Origin of the sequence: Colwellia sp. MB3u-4, assembly GCF_014077065.1 — a bacterium.
Lineage (GTDB): Bacteria > Pseudomonadota > Gammaproteobacteria > Enterobacterales > Alteromonadaceae > Cognaticolwellia.
This window is the reverse complement of record NZ_JACGVE010000086.1, coordinates 94,710-112,077: the sequence shown is the minus strand read 5'-3', so window position 1 is coordinate 112,077 and position 17,368 is coordinate 94,710. Positions and strand designations below refer to the sequence as shown.

Genomic DNA, 17,368 nt, shown 5'->3' with positions numbered 1-17,368 from the left:
TTCGCTATTTAGCGCTTAAACTTAATCAGTTAATTTAACTGGTTTTTCAAACAGCACAAAGCGTTAGTGGCATTTTTATTAGCGCTTTATGGCAATAATAATGGCCAATATTCTCCTTGTACTATTGGTTGAAATTGATGGTTGAAATTGAAATTGAAATTTAGCACTGATGTAGGCTGACATTAACTTAATCAATTGTTGAACAAAAAAAAGCCCCTTATTGCTGTTGGCAGTAAGGGGCTTTAGAACCATGATTTTTACTTAAAAACTAACCCGCTTTTAAGTAGTCAGAATCAAAGTCATCGACATCAATGGTCGCTTTGCGCGAAATTTCTGTCGCGGTGAGTAATGCGGCTTCTTTTTCAGTGATAATATTCGCCGCTAAGCCTTTTGCAGCAACAAGATCGAGTTGATAAAATGGCAGGCGTTGACCAAGTTCACGACAAATTTTCTCAAAAATAGGTTCACAAGCAATAATATCTTCAAGCGTTTGTTCTAATTGCCCTAAAATATTGCCTGGTTCACGCGTAAGGTATTGACCTTTTCCTAAGCGTGTACGCGTTTCATTCGGGTACTGCAGTAAGGCCGCCACTTTATGATCGGTTATATCTGACGGTTTTTTCAACCAACAGCCGAGCGGTAAAATGATCAGTCGCAATACTTTAGCCACTATCCGATTGGGGAAGTTGTTAATGAGTGCGTCAATCGCCTGTTGAATATTGTATAGACTGTCTTCTAAGGCCCATTGTACTAGGGGTAAGTCAGCGCTTTGGCGACCTTCATCGTTGTAACGTTTAAGGGTGGCAGACGCTAAGTATAAATAGCTTAAAATATCACCGAGTCGTGCTGAAATACGCTCTTTACGTTTTAAATCTCCGCCTAACGTTAACATAGCAATGTCAGATAGCATGGCTAAATTTGAGCTAAAACGGGTCATTAGTTGGTAATAACGTCTAGTTTCATCGTTAAAAGGTGCGCTAAGGGCATAACTGCCGGTAAAAGAAAACCAAACACTACGGCAAATATTACTAATCGCAAAGCCAATATGACCAAATAAGGCATGATCAAAATCATTCAGTGCTTGTGTTTTATCTTCATTATTTGCCGCCGATAATTCAGCCAACACATAAGGATGGCAGCGAATAGCACCTTGACCATAAATAATCATACTGCGAGTCAGTATATTTGCACCCTCAACAGTAATAGCAACAGGGGCACCTTGGTAGGCACGGGCAAGATAATTACTAGGGCCCATACAAATACCCTTACCACCATGAATATCCATAGCATCAGCGACACATGTGCGCATTTTTTCGGTCAGGTGATATTTAACAATCGCAGACACCACACTGGGTTTTTCGCCCATATCAATTGCGCCTGTCGACATAGTCGTTACTGCATCCATTAAGTAGGCATTACCACCTATGCGTGCTAATGGTTCTTCGACACCTTCCATTTTACCGATAGCTATTTTAAATTGGCGACGAATACGACTGTAAGCGCCCGTTGCTAATGCTAGCGACTTGATACCGCCGGTACTATTTGAAGGCAAGGTAATGGCGCGGCCCACAGATAAACATTCAACCAGCATACGCCAGCCTTGTCCTGCCATTTCAGGACCACCTATGATGAAACTTAATGGCACAAAAACGTCATTACCTTGGGTTGGACCATTTTGAAACGGCACGTTGAGTGGAAAATGACGACGACCGGTAATAACACCTTCGATATCTGTTGGTATTAATGCACAGGTAATGCCTAAGTTTTCTTCTTCACCTAACAGGTGGTCGGGGTCTTGTAATTTAAATGCTAAACCTAATACCGTCGCAACAGGGGCTAAGGTGATGTATCGCTTATCCCATGTTAAACGCATGCCAAGTACTTCTTTACCCTCGAACTCACCACGACAAACAATGCCGAAATCAGGAATCGCACCCGCATCAGAACCCGCTTCTGGGCTCGTTAAGGCAAAACAAGGAATTTCATCACCTTTAACTAGTCGTGGTAAATAATAATCTTGTTGCTCTTGGGTGCCATAATGTTGCAATAATTCACCCGGACCGAGTGAATTAGGTACGCCAACGGTAGATGATAAAACGGTACTGACACTGGAAAGCTTTTGTAAGACACAAGATTGAGCATAGGCGCAAAATTCTAGACCACCGTATTGCTTTTTAATGATCATCGCGAAAAATTTATTATCTTTAAGATATTGCCATACTTCGGGTGTTAAATCGGCAAGTTCATGGGTTGTTTGCCAATCATCAGTCATACGACAAACTTCTTCTACTGGACCATCTAAAAACGCTTGTTCTTCTGCGCTTAATCTTGGTTTAGGGTAGTTATGAAGTTTTTTCCAGTCGGGCGTGCCGCGAAATAGTTCCGCTTCAAACCAGGTAGTGCCGGCGTCAATAGCTTCTTGCTCAGTTTTTGACATTTCGGGCATAATGCCTCGAAAAATAGCGAGCAATGGACTAGAAATATACTGCTTTCGCACATCAGCAATATTTAATGGCAGGGCAATAATGACAAAAATTAGCCAACCGAAGAAAGCGATCACGTGGAAAAAAGTTCCGACGATCATCAGTAAGGTAAATGCTAGGGTAAATGTTGAGAGTGAGGCGCGTGAATAAGCCATAAACCCGCATAATGCTATAGCAATGAGTATCCAAGTTAAGTAGTCCACATATTTCCCTTAATGTTGATATTTTGGCCAACGTTGGTAAAGTCAGGCCAAAGTTTATAGTCAGACCAGAGCTTAAGGTCTGACCAGCGTAATAGTTTAAGCTTAATTCGTCTGCTAGATAATTTCAAATTATTTATCATTACTAACGCCCTTTACTAGGATTATTTGCTGTAAAGAATTAAAACAGTATTAATTACTGCCTATAACAAAGTAAAATGGGCAAGTAAGCTCGATTAATTTGAGTTTACATAATAGATTATTTTTATTTTTTCTTAATTATACCTCAACGGTTAACACGGTACTTTTCTGGTGTTAGCTTCATCAATTTTTGTTTTTATTGGTTTTATTTTATGTGTGAATTAATGGCCATGAGTGCCAATGTACCTACGGATATTTGTTTTAGTTTTAGTGGTTTAATGCAGCGAGGCGGTAATACTGGGCCACATAAAGATGGCTGGGGTATTACTTTTTATGAAGGCAAGGGGTGTCGCAGCTTTAAAGACCCGCTACCGAGTGCACATTCACCTATTGCTCAGTTGGTGACTGATTACCCGATCAAAAGTGAAACAGTGATCTGTCATATACGACAGGCAAACTCTGGCAATGTATCTTTGGTTAATACCCACCCATTTGTTCGCCCTATGTGGGGTAAAAATTGGACTTACGCGCACAATGGCCAATTAGCTGATTTTAAATCTACGTTAGCGACAAAGTATCATTTACCTATTGGAGAAACCGATAGCGAACAGGCTTTTTGTTGGATATTAGATCAACTTTTAGAAGAGTTTGACGGCGAACAGCCTAATGCTGAAGTATTATTTCATTATATCATTGGGCTATGTAAGCAAATCAATAAGTTGGGTGTATTCAATTTATTGTTAACCGATGGTGATTTTTTATTGGTGTATTGTACCAATAATTTACATTGGTTAACTCGACGTGCGCCGTTTGGTAAAGCGAGTTTGATTGATGCAGAAATGGTGGTGAATTTTGATCAAGAAACTACCGAAAATGATATTGTTACTGTTATCGCGACTCAACCATTAACTGACGATGAAACATGGCAAAAAATGCAAGTAGGCGAAGGTTTATTATTTTGTAAAGGCCAGCTAATTTTTGAAAGTAAGCAAGACTAATGAAAGCTTAAAAGTGGTTAAACAAAGTGACTTTTAACTGAGTCACTTTTTACTTTAACCATGTTTAATTCAGTTACTTTTTACTAAACCACTTTACGATAACTGATAGAAAAATTATTAAAAGTGTACTGAGGTTTAATTATTTGCTTGAAGCGGTTGCTGCATCGGTGTTGGTCACTGACTTTAATTGTACTTCAAATTGCTCTACATCCGCTTTAATTTGATAAAGTTTAACTAACAGGTAATCTAACTCGGGTGCAAACCAAGCGTAGGTGATACGCTTTTTCTCTACAACTTCACGTTTAAGTCTAATGGTTTTTACCAAGCCATAAGGTAACATTAGCTCTTCTTCACCGTCGTATTGATAAACGTAATTTTTGATTGAACCTGACGTTTTAATCACAGGGTAAACAAAATGCTCTTGTTCGGGATTAGTGATCATATTGAGACGAAGCTGCAGATGGTAACTGAGCGAGTCTTGAATGTTCTCAGGGAAGTCTATGCTTTTTGTTTGCTGTTTTTTCTCATCAATAGCGCTATTATTTGCTGTGTCATAACGCCATTTATAATATTTGTCAGAGCCAGTACCTTCACGTTTGTATTCATAACTTGTTGGCGTTACTTTATAGCCTTCAAGCTTAACAATAGAGGTTTCTGCACGACTATCTGAGAAAATTAACCATTCAATTTCTGTCTGATAACTGTATTTCGCTAAGCCATTATTTAAATAGCTTAACTTACGTGTGGCTTCACCAACAGCTTTGTTGTTTCGCAAAATAGTATATTGAGCGTTAAATGCAGGGATCACTACACTATTTTCTTTGTCTGCTGCCATGACGTTAAAGGTGAGACTAGACAAAAGTAAAGGAATATAAGGTAATGATTTCAACATGGTAAACTCTCTAAATTAAATACTATTCTTCGCTAGCATACCCCGAAATAGGTAAAATTACACCATCAAATAATGCATATTCTTCTGCCATAGTTACGCGCTTAGTACAGCACCAATTAACCACCATAGGATAAATACGATGTTCTTGTTGATGTACACGCTGAGCAAGTTCATCGGCGTTGTCTTCTGGAAAAACAGGGACTTTTGCTTGTAAAATTACCGGCCCACCATCAAGTTCTTCAGTAACAAAATGTACACTAACACCGTGTTCAATATCACCGGCGTCAATAGCGCGTTGATGGGTATGTAAACCTTGATACTTAGGTAATAGAGAAGGGTGGATATTGATCAAGCGACCTTGAAATTTTTGCACAAATTTAGCCGTTAAAATACGCATAAAACCGGCTAGCACAATCAAATCAGGCTGATAATTGTTAATTTCGGCGACCAAGGCACTATCGTAATTTTCTCGGCTATCAAAGTCTTTGTGTGAAAGCACAGAGGTTGCTATGTTAGCATCTTGTGCTCGCGTTAAACCATAGGCGTCAGCTTTGTTAGACACTACAGCGACGATTTCGCCACCATAGTTGTCTTGCTTACAGGCATCGATAATCGCTTGTAAGTTTGTGCCGCCGCCGGAAATAAGTACTACAATTCGGCTTCGCATCAATGATTAACCTTTGTTGATAATAACTTGTTCTTGGCCTGCTTGTAGATCAGCAATTTCACCAATATGCCAAGCGTTTTCACCTTGCGCGTTAAGAATGTCGATGCTTTGTGCCAATTGCTCAGCAGGTACTACGATGATCATACCAACGCCACAGTTAAATGTGCGATACATTTCATGTTCACTGATATTGCCATTTTCTTGCAACCAATTAAAGATGGCCGGCCATTGCCAGCTATTGCCGTCAACAATGGCTTGAGCGCTCTCTGGTAAAACACGTGGAATGTTTTCCCAAAAGCCGCCACCAGTAATATGTGACAAGGCGTGCACATCAACATGCTTAAGCAGTTCTAAAACTGATTTAACATAAATTTTTGTTGGCGCTAAAAGATGCTCAGCTAATGGTTTTCCATCAAGTAAGTCATCGGTGTTGGTGTTATTTACTTCTAATACTTTACGTACCAAAGAGAAACCATTTGAGTGAGCACCAGAAGAGCCAAGTGCAACAAGTTGATCACCTGCGGCTACTTTAGTGCCATCAATTAAACGTGACTTTTCAGCTACACCGACACAAAAACCAGCGATATCGTAGTCGCCTTTGTGGTACATGCCTGGCATTTCAGCGGTTTCACCACCGACTAATGCACAACCCGCTTGTACACAACCTTCTGCGATACCTTCCACAACGGCTGAAGCAACGTCAACATCAAGTTTTGCTGTAGCATAATAGTCAAGGAAGAATAGTGGCTCAGCACCTTGCACGATTAAATCGTTTACACACATAGCTACTAAGTCGATACCGACTGTGTCATGTTTTTTTAAATCTATTGCTAAACGCAATTTTGTACCAACGCCATCCGTTCCGGCAACAAGTACAGGCTCTTTATAGCCAGTAGGAAGTTGACAGACAGAGCCAAAACCACCTAGCCCCCCCATAACTTCTGGACGAGTAGTGCGTTTTACGGCACCTTTAATATTTTCAACTAGGGCATTACCTGCATCTATATCAACGCCAGCATCTTTATAATTTAAAGACTGTTTTTCTTCGCTCACGGGGAAACCTCAATTATGTTGTTAGTTTGCTTGTATGATAAAGGCGCACATTCTATCAGCGCAAAGACGTGCTGAAAATCTTTAAAATAATTTATTTTTTATAAGTGATAAAAATCAGCAACATTATGATAAGATCTTCATTATGAAACACATGTTAATGCTAAATATGTTCAGAAATTATCTGATATTCTTGTGCCTTGTATTATCGCTTAAAATTAGCGCTATCGAGGTCGAAAACTTGTACAGCGCAAAAGTGGCTGTAGCGTCACAATCAAATGGCGATCGTAATCAAGCACTTAAAAATGCCTTGCGGGCAATTTTAGTCAAGGTTGGCGGTAATGACATTGATCATCCGCTTATTACCCAGGCAATAAATAACTACAGCATGTATGTTACGCAATATCAATATATTCGCACTAATAACAAAGTATTACTCAATGTTTCCTTTAACGAAGCCAAGATCAATCAATTGTTTAAAGCCAGTGACTTGCCGATTTGGGGGCAATTAAGGCCACAAGTGATGGTCTGGTTGGTTGAGGAAGATGGCTTTAAACGTAAGATAATTTCTGCAACATCGAATTCGTTGTTACCCCGCGTTATTGATGATTTTTCCCAGTTGCGTGGTTTACCATTAGTTATGCCCATAATGGACTTAACTGACCTTAATGCTTTGACATTAACTGATGTTTGGGGCCGTTTTTCAAAACCAGTAGCACAAGCGTCTGCGCGTTATATGGCAGAAGCTGTGGTGGTGATTAGAGTCTCAAACTCAAGCTTAGTTGCTGACCAAAATGATCTTTTAGATTGTCCTCAGTGCCAAGTCAATAGTTTAGCAGTAGACTGGAGTTTAATGACTGATCCGCAAAATGAGCACGTACAAATGTTTAGCGAACAATACTTAGGTAATAACGTTGATGAATTATTAAGTGCTGCTTTGTCTGATATTACCGATATTATTTATCAGCAATATGCCTTATCAACAACTAACAGTCACGAGTTTGAAATAGATGTTGCCAATATCGCCTCATTAGTAGACTTGATAGCGGTGTCAGATTTTCTTGCAGAATTGTCTGCTGTGCAATCAGTACAATTGGTCAGTGCGAAAGGTACTAATCGGCGCTTTAAATTGTCGTTAATTGGCTCACAACAAGCTTTGCTTGCTTCATTAAAATTGAGTGAACAGCTCAATCGTTATGTTGACCCCCTCGCTGCGCCTGAGGGCACAGAACAAGTACCGGTATTTAATTGGGGTAAAAAGTGAAGAAAGTTTCGCAACTCACTCTGTCTGTGCAATTACCTGACGATGAAACTTTCGCGAGTTTTAAAAGTGAGAGCAACCAAATGGTGGTGCAACAGTTAACGCACTTTCTCGATCATATAGGTGATGAAAACAAACAAGTACACAGTTTATTTTTGTTTGGTTTAACCGATGTTGGTAAAAGTCACTTGTTACACGCCAGTTGTGCCTATGCCGACACATTAGGCATAACCTCGTTGTGTTTGTCGTTCTCTGAGCTTACTCAACTTTCGGTTGATGTACTTGACGGTTTAGAAAATATTGATTTAGTCTGTTTAGACGATATTCAATTGATCGCGGGTAATAATATCTGGCAACAAGGCGTGTTTGATTTATATAACCGTATGGTTGAGCAAAACAAATGCCTGATTATTACCGGTGATCAAAGCGCTGCCCAGTTAAATATTACTTTGCCTGATTTGGTCTCTCGGCTAAGTTGGGGCTTAACGGAACAATTAAAACCCTTATCAGATAAAGAGAAGTCATTTGCCTTGCAATACCGTGCACAACAACGGGGTTTAACAATGAATGATGACGTGGCGAGATTTTTAATTAATCGTTTATCACGCGATATGACCAGCTTAATTGCCGCATTAGAACAGCTTGATCAGGCATCAATCAGAGAGCAGCGTCGCATCACTATTCCCTTTATTAAAGATGTCTTATTTTAAATCACTAATGATTTAAAAATAGTGACTTAGAACTAGTCATTTCAATTATCCGTTTAATTTAATCTTTTTAATTCATTTAGTTAAAGCCAAAAAAGCCAAATGACTTATGCTTGAGCTTATGTGGAACTTCAAATAAAGTGAGGATTTAGTTAAATAGTTTCAGGGCTGTAACTAGGTTAGAAAAATTAATCGTATGTTTTTTGTGAAAATTTCTGAGCCATTTTAAAAAACTTCACAAGCGGCTAGAAAATAGAGACAACTTTTTCCACACTTCTGAGATTAGCATGTCGTTATGGCTAACGTCGGCTTTAAGCTTGAAGCTACTGTTGGTGTTTCGCCTCTTAACGCTAACTAATGCCACAAAGAAGACATTAGCTATAGAAACTAATCAGCAAGGTGGGTTAGTTTCTGTATCAATAACGCCCAATTAACGGGCAATAAGATTGTTGGCTAAAATAAGCAACGAAGGAGCAAAAGCCAACTATTTTTTGTCCTTGTTTAATTGCTTATAGTTCTTTTCTACACTCTTGTTTAAATGTATTAATTTTTTCTAAAGCGAACTTATGGAGAACTTTATCATTTGTGAAAAACTCAATAGGTAATTTATCTATTCTTGCCATGGTGTACTCTACACCATCACGCTCAGCTACATAGGTCGTTTTATTTTGGTAGATAGACTGAACTATATAGCTAAACCTTGGCGGGTTGCAATCAGGCAAATTTTTAACGCTTGTAGCGCTTGCATACACCACAAAATATGTCCAGAATTTGTCATCACTTTGCCCCCAAATACCATAATTATGTAGCCACCTTACCATTGCGTCATCTTCATAATATTCGTGTCTTGAAAAATAATAACCATCTCTTGTTCTTACGGTATAGATCTTTCTGTGTTCACTAGCAGTGACGCTTTCTCCAATCCATATACCCGTCATATCAAGCTCGCTACTAAATGAGGAATAAGAAAACAAAAGAATAATAGTTAAAGTGATTGTTTTAGTGATTTTCATCCAAATTCCATTTGAAATATAGACCTCATTAAGAGGCAAAAAATAGTTGGTTAAAATAAGCGACGAAGGAGCAAAAACCAACTGTTTTTTGTCCTACTTTAATGACTTATGTTTTGATATATATTAACTAATTTTCTTTAGAGCGGTATAAATAACTAGTACCTGTATTAGTCGTAGTTGTTACTTTAAAGTTTAAACTTAATAGAATATTCTACATAATTGTGGATTCTTTATAGCAACGTGCTTTTAATGGTGTTTGTTTTATTAAGTCGCTAACCAACATCTTTATAAATACTTTACCATAACCATTTCCACGCATTTCAGGACGAATTCCAGCAACTAATATCTCTGATAGTTTATCCTCAGACTCTACATCACATAAAACTAACGCGAAGCCAATTAATTCATTTTCACAAGATTCAAAGATAACAAAAATAGAGCTATGATGGTGAGATAGCCCATAATCAGTTTGCATTTGGAGAAACTGTCGTTTAATAGATGCATTTAACATTGCATTTTGATTATCAATAATTAACTTCGCAGGCATACCTCTGGCGAAATACCCATATTTAGAATCTTCCACAATCTGCTTAACAACAAAATCAATATCTTTTTGTACGCCATGTCTAATTGTAAATTGAGGTTCTTTAGCTTTTTTTTTAAATAGATTAAACATAGTTTTGATGACTCAAGACTTGATAAAAAAATAACGCCCCACTAAATTTAGTCCTACTTAATTGTCTTGTTAGGTGTTAATAGCGATGTAGTTAAAATCTCTATTTTATCGGTTGCATTTGAACAATATTTGCTAAACGCATTACTGAGGGCTAATTCGCTAGTTCGTTGATAGTTGAATGAATAATTAATTAACTGGTTAACTTCATTGTGTGAGGGCAGCTTCCTTAAAAAGCTTTTTAATGTATTAGCTTCATTTATATTTCTCGATAATTCATGTGCCACGTAACATTGCGCTAACTCTTTTGTAAGATCGTAGTTTTCCTCGTTGCTTTTAGCTAATGCACTTGGAATGTATGTAATTACCGCTAATAAAAGTATGTATTTAGTCATTATAAAAATCCTTATTTAAAAATTCATTATTTAGTATAGAACAATTTGAATATTAATCACCAACGCTAAATTAATGGGCAAAAAATAGTTGGTTAAAATAAGCGACGCAGGAGCAAAAACCAACTATTTTTGTCCTTGTTTAACAGCTTATTATGTGTTTTTTACATCTATGTATTTCTTCGCATAATAGCACGACCATAGACCAAAAATTATAACCGAAACCCAATATAGTTGTGGATGGGTTTGTTCTGTAATCCAATCTAATCCTCGCATTGGGACATATTCAGCGTATAAAATAGATAACATAATTGAAAATATTAAAAAGAAACCTAGAGCATTTTTTTTAATGGGGCTCATTTTCTTAATTGGACGTTCATAATCTTGCTCATCTTCGATAACCATTGACTCAAGCTCATAGTTAATTTTTTCTAGCCGTTCAGGAAATTTATTCCCGTCAATATTATCCAAAACATCGTAAAGTTCGGAAATAGTATATTTTGAGTAATTAGGTTCAGATGCCATAGTATTCCCGATACACATAACAATTAAGCATTTATCTCTTATCGAAGCATGAGAGATAAATGTCCTGTTGGACTGAGCCGTTCTCAGAACGTCTAAGTTGGCACTAGTTATGCAATAAGTGTATTTTTTTTCAGGGGGGACTTCGAGTTAAATAATTCCTTTTTAAACACTCTCAGCATTAACTCTGATTCGATCAATCCATTATCTATTTTTCTACTTTAGTTCACCCTGTAACCTATTACTACCTATTTTTGACGCGCAAGATGTGAACTCTCACAACGAAACAGACTATCAAGAAACAAATGATTGCTTGAACAGTTTCTTTACATGCCTCCAAAAGTGAGTGATGTAGCAAGTTAAGTGTGGCTGGAATACAGAGAAATGTCAGGGAGCTGGCACTCCCCGCGAAGCGGTTTAGTTCAACAGCTTATTATGGAGGCTTCTCAGTAATGTCCATCCCATAAGCTTTAATTAATTACTATTAATATCCCATTATTTCAAAGCTTTAGAAACGATAAATTTTTTATTTTTATCGTAACTGGGATATTACTGAGAAGTCTCAGTAATATTCAATGTAGAAGTTGAGACTATTACCCATAAAATCAATAGATTAGGGAGGTAGATGGTTTTTTAGGTTATTACTAAGACTTCTCAGTAATACGACATGAATTATTTATTAGAAAATATATGGCAAATAATTTGTTGCTTATGTTTTTAATGCGCACAAAGTTAGTATTAATAATTTGATGATGAACGACCGCAATGGTGGCAGACTGTGTAAAAACTATTTTTGATTTACCCAAATTCCAATATTTTATCTACACCTTATTATTTTTGCAGTAAATTGTTGGTATGTTGTTTAATTTGAGTTGAGGGAGCTGATATCCGCTTTATTAGCACGTTTATCACGCATATGAGCTAACAATAAAAGGCTAATTACGCCCTTATTGCTTCGAGTAGACTTTCACTGCCCACAATCGACATCATTCGTTTGAGGTTATAAGCGAGAACATGAAGACTCATCTCGGTACTGACATTTTTCAATTGTTTGGTAAGGAAGTGGGTTGCCCCCATCCACATTTTTATGGTGCCAAAGGGGTGCTCTACCGTTTGCTTGCGAATGAGCACCGTGTCAGGTGCGTTTTTCAATCGTGTTAGCATTTCTTCCATTTCACCTTCGTGTATCCAACGCCTTATCTTTCGTGGCTCGCGTTTTGATTGGGTACATTTAGCGCAAATATCACAGTCCCTGCAAGCAATGTGGTCAACATAGACCTTGAGTTTCATTCCGCCTTCTTCAACATTTCGCTTATGTGGTAGTTCATTCCCCGCAGGGCAAAAATAAAGGTCTCGGTCTTGGTCATATTTGAATAAAGAGCGATTGAAGATCCCTTTCTTTTTAGCACCTGACGTATCCCCTTTGGGCACAAGCGCAGAGGCCCCCATATCTTGAGTTTCTTTGATATCACCTCCGCTGTAGTAACCTTTGTCAGCTAACACTGTAATGTTTTTCTGCGCCAATGCTTGCTGCGTTAACCGTGTCAAATCGGCCAACTTGCCACGGTCATTGGTATTGGTGACTTCGTGCGTCACTATTAAATGATGTTTCGTATCAACAGAGCTTTGAACGTTATAACAAACCTGTCTGTTCATGCCTTGTGTTTTAAGTAAGCGGGCATCAGGGTCAACCGTGGAAAGTTGCTTGTCTGGATGCGCCCCACTTGTACAGCAAGTTCCTTGAGTTCAACTACGCGTTGTTTCATCCATGCAATTTTCTCAGCAGCAGAGGCTTGAACAGCATCAACTTTATCATTGGCATCGGCGGTTTCAAGTCGACTTAAGTAATTCTCAATATGCTTTTCCATACGGCGAATATGGTCTTTAACTTTGTTTGGCGTGTAATTGTTGTGCTTGCTATTAACCGCTTTGAATTTACTGCCATCTATAGCCACAACGGCATCGGTGAACATATTCATTTGACGGCATAACTCGATGAAGTGACGGCAGACTTTGGTGATAGCCTTACCGTTGTCCTTTCTAAAGTCGGCAATCGTTTTAAAGTCTGGTTTTAAGCGCTCAAGTAACCACATTAACTCAACATTGCGATGTGACTCTTTCTCTAAGCGGCGAGAAGACTGGATGCGGTTCAAATATCCGTAGATGTATAACTTAAGCAACGCGGCAGGATGATAACCTGGCCGACCTGTATTTTTGGCGATAACACGGTTGAACCCTAAAGTGTGTAAATCAAGCTCATCAACAAAGGCGTCAACGACACGAACGGGGTTTTCTTTGGTGACAAAATCGTCCAATGCTTCAGGAAATAGGGTTATTTGGTTTCGACCTTGGCCTTTAATATGGTGGGACATATCAGCACTTCTCGTTCTTGTTTTCCTACTATTAATTATAGCTAATACGCTATCTTCGAGAGCTGAAAATTAAGATTGATTGATCATAAAAAACTGAGGGTTAGACCAAAAGGTGATCAATATTTTTTACACAGCCTGGTGGCAATACGGACTATTTACAGTGATAAATTCACGACTGAAATAGGTCGTTTTTTGGCCGCTACTGTCCTTAGAGTAGTCGGTTGTATTAATTTTTAGTTTTGCTTTAAAAATTCGCTATTTCAAAAGATATCCTAACGACAAGTTGGTGCCATAAAGAAACCCTAGATGTCACAACTTAAAAATTTAATCAGTGAATACCGAAGCTTTGCGCAACGTTTAATAAAATGCTAAATGCATCAAGTATTTACCGTCTATGCTAGCTCAGCATTATAAAGTATCCTTAATACAAGTTTTATCCAAATATATGTTAGAATATTAACAATATTATTATTTTAAATCATTAGGCGTATTTCATGTCAAAACACTCAATTATCGATATTTGTGTTGAACCTATAGAACTTTGTAACTTACTCAAAATTGCCAATATGGTTGACGGTGGCGGCGAAGCTAAAACCATGATCAGTGAAGGTAATGTTTTAGTAAATAATGAAGTTGTAGTTCAAAAACGTAAAAAAATTCGCCGCGGAGATATTATCAAATGTAACGGTAAAATTATTGAAATTGCTTTTAATCCCAGCAAAAAATCAGCAGAGTTTATTAGTACAGTAGTTTTAGCGAATAAAAATTCAAAAAAGAAAAAAAGAGCTAAAAGTAAAGCACGGATTATTTCATCAGAAACTGCCACTAAGCCATCAATTAAAAGCTAAAAGGCCAAAATTTTAGGGCCTATTACCCTATAGAAAGTTCTGTAAAGTGGTAGAACTTGTCACAAGCCCAATGTGAAATATGGTACGAACGACCTTTAGCTTTGCGCACCAAGAAATTAGACCAATAAAACTACGTGAACGACCACTTTGGTAGCAAAGTGGTCTTTTTTTTGTGATGAACACAGATGTAAATTAGGTCCTGAAAATGGCAAAAGTGACCATTTAAAGTCACTGTATTTGTTGATTGAGAAGCTAAAATATTTTACATAGTCATTGATAATTATTGGCTTAATTCACTGATAGTTTAAAAACCCTCTCATTATTCGTTAATCTTTACAATTAATTATGCTCGAACCTAGCTAAGTTTACATTGGGCGATCCCGCTTTTCTTAGCTTCAGCTACATTTAAGCCTAGTTATGTTGATGCTAGTTACGTTTAGGGATTGGCTTTTCATAAAACATTGGGCCGTTAGCATTGAATCTGTTAGCTTTTGAATTAGTTAACTGGAAACTATCAAGCACTATTTTATTAGCTTGATTTACCTCAGGACTAATCGCTAAATTTTCTGCCCATGTTTTCCCTGATACCATCGCTATTGGTGCGGCTAAATTGTTAATAATATTGGAGGCTGAAGTAAACTCAGGCAATATACGGCGAGTAACATAGTCAACTCTGGGTTTAATATTAACGTCTCCAATACGCCCGCGTTGCCCCCAAGTCACTATGTATTGCTCTCCTGCATTTTGAGGCTGGCTAGTTACTGCAACATCTCTATCAATATCGTAACGCGCTTTCATCATAAAACCATCGAACAACATGGCGTAGTCTTCGCGTTTACTAGTGTAATTGTAAAATTGCGGGGCACGTTCAGGGCTAAAAAAACCGGTAACGTCACTTGGATTGTAATTTTTTTCGCTGCTGGTCGCCGTTTCACCATGATAACGTACCTGCGCTAAGCTATACATTTGTGTGCCATTGAGCGGCAGTGAAGTGCTTAACATATCAGATTGTATGCCGGTTGATTTTAAGATTTTATCGGCAGCGTCTAGTATGCGATCATTTCGGTCTAAGTCTGCCCAGGTGCTTTGTGCAAAAAAGTCATTGGCGTGTGCGAGTTCGTGATACATCAATGACGCTAAATCAAAAACACCCTCGCTCGCGTCACGAGTTTCTCGCAAATTTTCTGGATAGTAAAAGCTGGTGTAGTTATTATTGCTAACATAACGCCATGGCATAACAAAATTTAGCTCATTGCCGAATGAGGCACGAAAGTCGGGGGCTTGATTAATGGTATCTCTTTCATCGGGTGTTAACCAAAGGTTCTCAGGGTCAAGATGAATAGCACCGGTCACTACCCAATAGTATGAAGGGCGTATGTCATATGAAATAACAATGGCTGTGGTGGCACGAAGCAAGTTTTTAAAATCGTCTTGCTGATCTGAGTTTTGTAAAAACTCTTTAAACCTTTGCCCCATCCATTGATGAGAAACCACAACGCGGTCCATAATGTCGTCAATAGTCGGTGTGGTAGTATCTTGTGCTATTAGCGGTAATTCATCAAAGCGACAGCTAGTGCGAAAATCAATACTATTACTATAAACACAGTTAACTAAAACATCGGCATAAGGTGAGTTTGCATTAAAAGGAAATACGGTGGCTAATCGTGAATCGTAAGCCGTGTTATCATCGCTGCTAATAGTTGCTGCATTTTCGACTAGTATGGCAATAGTATCTTGTTGCTCTGTGGCGCCATCTGAAGCACTAACCGTAAAGGTTAGCAAGCTGTCAGCGCTAACCGTAGGCGCCTTGAAAAAAACGGCAGTTTGTCCCTCGGTTACTTCACTAAAAGTCACCGTTGGGCCAGAGATTTGTTGCCATACAATGCTGTTGTTTGTTAACGCGGCATTTTCAATGCTGGCTCTTAAAGAAACATCACTACCCTCCAATGCTGCATGACCTAGTCTTGCTGATATTTGGCTGCGTTCCTCTGAAGTAATAACGGTATGCGATAAGGTTTCACTTACGCCATTGCGGATAAAGCTGACTTGAAAACTATATTCGCCTGCCGCAGATGGTGTAAAGGCAATACCCTTGGAATGTTCGGCATGAAAAACAAGCTCACTGCCTGTAGTTTGTTGCCAACTAATATTGCTCAGCGTATCGTCAGGGTAGTAAAGAAATAACTCAATCGGTTGTGCAGTTTTACTGGCGTCATCAAATGCGACTATGCCGGTTTGAGTAACAACAGGGATGAAATCATCACTAGGTTTACTCTCTTTGGCGTTAGATCCACCACTACCACCACATCCTTGTACAATCAATACAACTAAAGTCAACGCAAGTGTGCTTACTTTGTTTGAAAAACCTCTTTGATTAATGCCAATATTATTCATCCGTGCCTCTGTTTAAATGCTGAGTTAAATTAAAAGACCTGTTTAGGGTGAATTAACTGTATAAAAAATGCTAATGGGTTGCAATGCTAATCTGCTGACCTATTTTTAAACAATTTTAGTTTTAGAGTAAAGAAAGGAATGTGTTTATAGCTTCGAGGGTTTTAAAGCCGTAGTACTAATTTACAGGTGGAGAACAAAAAATAGCACCCGTGTAGGTATGCCCTTGTTTAGTATTAATGAGTGATGGCGTGTTGATGAAAAATGCCTAGCGCTTAACTGTCTAGGCATTTATTTTTTCGGTATTAAGTTTCTTGGTATTAAGTTCGTAGTGGTGACTTACTGAACATGAGAGGCAGTGACACTATTCTTTCTTTTTACGAATGCTTAACCCCAGTTCTTGGCCACGGTATTTTGCATAATAACTACCACCAATAAACATAACGGCGGCAAAGAAGAATTCGCCCAAGGCCCATAATTTTTCATCAGCTGAAACCCATAATGTGGTTAAACTATGCAGAAAATAAATCATAACGATAAAGTTTGACCATGCGTATGTATAAGGGTTGCCTTGTACTAGGCCTTTTAATGGAAACAATAAAGGTAGGACAAACATGACTAACGTTAAAGGTACTGATAGCGCGGTGTCATCACTCATGATAATCAGCCAAAATGGCATGTAAAAAAGCAATGAGAAGTAGCCAAACAGAGTGATCTGCTTGAGTGTAGTCGTAGATAAACGTTTTTTATTGGTCATT

The 17,368-nt window shown here is 38.3% G+C and carries 14 protein-coding genes and 1 pseudogene; 4 read left to right on the top strand and 11 right to left on the bottom strand.

Annotation, left to right across the window (positions count from 1 at the left end; translation table 11 throughout):
- Positions 1–268: 268 nt before the first annotated feature.
- Positions 269–2,686, bottom strand: coding sequence for an acyl-CoA dehydrogenase FadE (gene fadE / locus H4J61_RS14000; RefSeq protein ID WP_182185500.1), 2,418 nt, complete (start codon positions 2,684–2,686; stop codon positions 269–271).
- A 350-nt stretch (positions 2,687–3,036) separates the two neighbouring features.
- Between fadE and H4J61_RS13995 the strand changes: the two genes are divergently transcribed.
- Positions 3,037–3,822 (top strand): class II glutamine amidotransferase, encoded by a 786-nt coding sequence (locus tag H4J61_RS13995; RefSeq protein WP_182185498.1) that lies wholly within the window; start codon positions 3,037–3,039, stop codon positions 3,820–3,822.
- Positions 3,823–3,961: 139 nt separating this feature from the next.
- On the opposite strand, the gene H4J61_RS13990 is transcribed toward H4J61_RS13995, so the two are convergent.
- From H4J61_RS13990 to purM, 3 genes are read right to left on the bottom strand one after another with little or no spacing between them, the layout of a single operon-like run.
- A complete protein-coding gene (locus tag H4J61_RS13990; RefSeq protein ID WP_182185496.1) occupies positions 3,962–4,714 on the bottom strand; it encodes a DUF3108 domain-containing protein in 753 nt (250 codons plus the stop codon).
- 22 nt (positions 4,715–4,736) lie between these two features.
- Entirely contained in the window at positions 4,737–5,384 is a 648-nt protein-coding gene (gene purN, locus H4J61_RS13985; protein WP_220461272.1) for a phosphoribosylglycinamide formyltransferase, read from the bottom strand.
- 3 nt (positions 5,385–5,387) lie between these two features.
- On the bottom strand, positions 5,388–6,434 hold the full coding sequence (purM, locus tag H4J61_RS13980) for a phosphoribosylformylglycinamidine cyclo-ligase (RefSeq protein ID WP_182185491.1): 1,047 nt from the start codon (positions 6,432–6,434) through the stop codon (positions 5,388–5,390).
- A 142-nt stretch (positions 6,435–6,576) separates the two neighbouring features.
- Between purM and H4J61_RS13975 the strand changes: the two genes are divergently transcribed.
- On the top strand, positions 6,577–7,695 hold the full coding sequence (locus tag H4J61_RS13975; protein ID WP_182185488.1) for a DUF2066 domain-containing protein: 1,119 nt from the start codon (positions 6,577–6,579) through the stop codon (positions 7,693–7,695).
- Complete coding sequence (gene hda / locus H4J61_RS13970) at positions 7,692–8,402, top strand: DnaA regulatory inactivator Hda (RefSeq protein WP_182136867.1); 711 nt, start codon at positions 7,692–7,694, stop codon at positions 8,400–8,402. Before H4J61_RS13975 ends, hda begins: the two co-directional genes overlap by 4 nt.
- Before the next feature lie 506 nt (positions 8,403–8,908).
- Here the strand turns inward: hda and H4J61_RS13965 are convergent.
- The 5 genes and pseudogenes from H4J61_RS13965 to H4J61_RS13945 form a co-directional block, all read right to left on the bottom strand.
- Positions 8,909–9,412, bottom strand: coding sequence for a hypothetical protein (locus tag H4J61_RS13965; protein ID WP_182185486.1), 504 nt, complete (start codon positions 9,410–9,412; stop codon positions 8,909–8,911).
- A 211-nt stretch (positions 9,413–9,623) separates the two neighbouring features.
- Positions 9,624–10,088 carry a GNAT family N-acetyltransferase gene (locus H4J61_RS13960; protein ID WP_182185483.1) on the bottom strand — a complete coding sequence of 155 codons (465 nt, stop codon included), beginning with the start codon at positions 10,086–10,088 and terminating at the stop codon, positions 9,624–9,626.
- 53 nt (positions 10,089–10,141) lie between these two features.
- The gene (locus H4J61_RS13955; protein ID WP_182185481.1) at positions 10,142–10,480 is read right to left on the bottom strand and encodes a hypothetical protein; all 339 of its coding nucleotides are present in this window, start codon (positions 10,478–10,480) and stop codon (positions 10,142–10,144) included.
- A 150-nt stretch (positions 10,481–10,630) separates the two neighbouring features.
- The gene (locus H4J61_RS13950; RefSeq protein ID WP_182185478.1) at positions 10,631–11,002 is read right to left on the bottom strand and encodes a hypothetical protein; all 372 of its coding nucleotides are present in this window, start codon (positions 11,000–11,002) and stop codon (positions 10,631–10,633) included.
- Positions 11,003–11,938: 936 nt separating this feature from the next.
- Positions 11,939–13,371: pseudogene (locus H4J61_RS13945) on the bottom strand (IS1182 family transposase).
- Between the two features lie 494 nt (positions 13,372–13,865).
- Here H4J61_RS13945 and H4J61_RS13940 point away from each other — a divergent pair.
- Positions 13,866–14,219 carry an RNA-binding S4 domain-containing protein gene (locus tag H4J61_RS13940; protein WP_182185476.1) on the top strand — a complete coding sequence of 118 codons (354 nt, stop codon included), beginning with the start codon at positions 13,866–13,868 and terminating at the stop codon, positions 14,217–14,219.
- Positions 14,220–14,645: 426 nt separating this feature from the next.
- Here H4J61_RS13940 and H4J61_RS13935 read toward each other — a convergent pair whose 3' ends face one another.
- On the bottom strand, positions 14,646–16,613 hold the full coding sequence (locus H4J61_RS13935; protein ID WP_182185473.1) for a hypothetical protein: 1,968 nt from the start codon (positions 16,611–16,613) through the stop codon (positions 14,646–14,648).
- 361 nt (positions 16,614–16,974) lie between these two features.
- Positions 16,975–17,367, bottom strand: coding sequence for a DUF2069 domain-containing protein (locus H4J61_RS13930; protein WP_182136863.1), 393 nt, complete (start codon positions 17,365–17,367; stop codon positions 16,975–16,977).
- Between the last annotated feature and the right edge of the window lies 1 nt (position 17,368).